This is a genomic window from Jatrophihabitans sp. (assembly GCF_051960575.1).
Lineage (GTDB): Bacteria > Actinomycetota > Actinomycetes > Mycobacteriales > Jatrophihabitantaceae > JBQCEE01.
The window spans coordinates 1-3,000 of record NZ_JBQCEE010000105.1; the positions used below are offsets into that span (position 1 = coordinate 1).

The following is a 3,000-nucleotide window of genomic DNA, read 5'->3' on the forward strand; positions in this document are numbered from 1 at the left end:
CTGCGGGTGCTGACCGGTCCGATCGGCGATGCGCGTCCGCTCGGCACCGTGTCGTCCGAGGAGCTCGCCGTGGCCGCTGGAGTGAATTCGGCGACCCTGCGCAAGGACCTCTCCTTCCTGGGCTCGTACGGCATCCGAGGGGTGGGCTACGACGTCGCGACGTTGGTCGAGCGGTTGTCCTGCACCCTCGGCCTCACCGAGCACCGGGCCGTGGCGCTGATCGGGCTGGGCAATCTCGGCCAGGCGCTGGCGGGATACGGCGGCTTCGCCTCCCGGGGCTTCCGGATCGCCGCCCTCATCGACGCCGACCCCCGGCGGGTCGGCACCACGGTGCGCGGGCTGCGGGTGCGCCACATCGACGAGTTCGAAGCCGTCGTGGACGAGTGCCGCATCACCATCGCCGTGCTCGCCGTCCCGGCCATCGCCGCGCAGCGGGTCTGCGACCGCGTCGTCGCCTGTGGCGTGACAAGCATCCTGAACTTCGCGCCGGCCGTCGTCTCGGTGCCGCCGCACGTCGACGTCCGCAAGGTCGACCTCGCCGCCGAGCTGCAGATCCTGTCGTTCCACGAGAGCCGCAAGGCGGCGCTGGCGGGGGCGCGGCGATGAGCGTTCTGGTGGTGGGGCTGTCGCACCGGTCGGCGCCCGTGACCGTGCTCGAACGGGCGTCGGTGCCCTCGGACGCCCTCCGCGCGACCATCGAGGAGCTGTACGGCGCCGAGACGATCAGCGAGGTGCTGCTGGTCTCGACGTGCAACCGCATCGAGGTCTACGCCGACGTCGCCCGCTTCCACCCGGCCGTCGCCGAGATCAGCTCGGTGCTGGCCCGGCACGCGGGCATCCCCGTGTCCGAGCTCGCGCCGAACCTCTACGTCCACTTCGCCGAGGCCGCCGTCGAGCACATGTTCACGGTGGCCTGCGGCCTCGACTCGCTGGTGGTGGGCGAGTCGCAGATCCTCGGGCAGCTGCGCAGCGCCTACGCGCTCGGCACCGAGGTCGGATCGGTCGGCACGGTGCTGCACGACCTCGCCCAGACGGCGCTGCACGTGGGCAAGCGGGCCCATGCCGAGACCGGCATCGACCAGGCCGGCGCGTCGGTCGTGGCGGTGGCGCTCAACGAGGCCGCCCGCGTGCTCGGCCCGCTCGGCGAGCAGCACGCCCTCGTCGTCGGTGCCGGCTCGATGGGTGCCCTGACCACCGCCACGCTGGCCCGCGCGGGCGCCGCCGACATCGTCGTGGCGAACCGGTCGCTGCCGCGCGCCGAGCGGGTCGCTGCAGCCGTCGGTGGCCGCGGGGTGGGCCTCGACCGGCTGCCGGCCGAGATCCATGCCGCCGACCTCGTGATCACCAGCACCGGCTCGGCCGGCATCGTCATCGAGGCCGAGCACGTGATCGCCAGGCACGGCCGTCCCCTCGTCATCCTCGACCTCGCCCTGCCGCGCGACGTCGACCCGGCCGTCGCCGCGCTGCCCGACGTCACCTACGTCGACCTCGACGGCCTGCGCAAGGCGGGTGCGATGGTGAGCGATGCCGAGGTGCAGGCGGCCGCCGACATCGTCGCCGAGGAGCTCGCCGAGCACCTGGCCGAGCAGCAACGGCTCGCCGTCGCACCGACGGTCACGGCGCTGCGGGCGCGCGCGAACCAGGTGATCGACGGCGAGTTGGCCCGGCTGGACGCCCGCCTGCCGGACCTCGGGCCCGCCGAGCGGCGGGCCGTCGGCGACGCCGTACGCCGTGCGGTCGAGAAGCTGCTGCACGCGCCGACGGTGCGCGTGAAGGAACTCGCCGCGACGCCGGGCGGCGACCAGTACGCCGCCGCGCTGCGCGAGCTGTTCGACCTCGACCAGACGACCGTCGACTCGGTCGTGGCCGTGAAGGCGCCGCCGTCCCCGCGGGAGTCCGCGTGACGACTGCTCCGCACCGGGGCGGAGGTGGGGTCGCATGACCTCCGTCCGCACCCTGCGCATCGGCACCCGCGCCTCGGCGCTCGCACGCACGCAGACCGGCCATGTCGCCGACGCCCTCGGCGTGCCGGTCGAGATCGTGCCGGTGGTGACCGAGGGCGACCGCTCGTCCGCCGCGCTCACCCAGATCGGCGGTACCGGCGTCTTCGTGTCGGCCCTGCGCACCGCGCTGCTGGCCGACGAGATCGACATCGCCGTGCACGCGTTCAAGGACCTGCCGACCGCGCCGGCCGACGGCATCGTCGTCGCCGCGGTGCCGCCGCGCGAGGACCCGCGCGACGCGCTCGTCGCCCGCGACGGGCTGACCCTCGGCGCGCTGCCGCCCGGCTCGCGCGTGGGCACCGGCTCGCCGCGGCGGGCCGCGCAGATCCGCGCGCTCGGGCTCGGGCTCGAGGTCGAGCCGCTGCGCGGCAACGTCGACACCCGGCTCGGCAAGGTCGCGTCCGGCGAGTTCGACGCGGTCGTCCTCGCGCTGGCCGGGCTGCGTCGACTCGGCCGCGAGGACGAGGTGACCGAGATCCTCGACCCGATCCAGGTGCTGCCGGCGCCGGCGCAGGGTGCGCTGGCCGTCGAGTGCCGGGCCGACGACGAGGTCGTGCGCCAGGTGCTCGCCGCGCTCGACCACGCCGACACCCGGGCGGCCGTGGCGGCCGAGCGGGCGCTGCTCACCGCGCTCGAGGCGGGGTGCCTCGCTCCTGTGGCCGCGCTGGCCGAGATCGTCGAGGACGACGACGACCTGCAAGTGTTCCTACGCGGTTCGGTGACCGCCGTCGACGGCAGCGACGCCGTCCGGCTGTCGGCCACCGGACCCGTGACAGATGCCGAGGGGGTCGGCCGGCGCCTCGCCGCCGAGCTGCTCGCCGACGGCGCCGATCAGATGATGGAGAGCTCGCAATGACCCGAGCCCGCAAGACCGTCGGCCGCATCACCTTCCTGGGTGCCGGCCCTGGCGACCCCGAGCTGCTGACCACGCGCGCCGTCGCCGCGCTCGGCAGCGCCGACGTCGTCGTCGCCGACCCAGGGGTGCCGCAGGCCATCG

The 3,000-nt window shown here is 74.8% G+C and carries 4 protein-coding genes; all 4 read left to right on the plus strand.

The features are described 5' to 3' along the window. On the plus strand, window positions 1-606 hold the full coding sequence (locus ACTHMS_RS05425) for a redox-sensing transcriptional repressor Rex (protein ID WP_440305654.1): 606 nt from the start codon (window positions 1-3) through the stop codon (window positions 604-606). Further along, window positions 603-1,904 (plus strand): glutamyl-tRNA reductase, encoded by a 1,302-nt coding sequence (locus ACTHMS_RS05430; RefSeq protein WP_440305655.1) that lies wholly within the window; start codon window positions 603-605, stop codon window positions 1,902-1,904. The genes ACTHMS_RS05425 and ACTHMS_RS05430 overlap by 4 nt, the downstream gene beginning before the upstream one ends. A gap of 34 nt (window positions 1,905-1,938) precedes the next feature. Then, window positions 1,939-2,859 carry a hydroxymethylbilane synthase gene (gene hemC / locus ACTHMS_RS05435; protein ID WP_440305656.1) on the plus strand — a complete coding sequence of 307 codons (921 nt, stop codon included), beginning with the start codon at window positions 1,939-1,941 and terminating at the stop codon, window positions 2,857-2,859. Next, the coding region (locus ACTHMS_RS05440; protein WP_440305657.1) for an SAM-dependent methyltransferase at window positions 2,856-3,000 on the plus strand (145 nt) is incomplete at its 3' end. The genes hemC and ACTHMS_RS05440, both read left to right, overlap by 4 nt.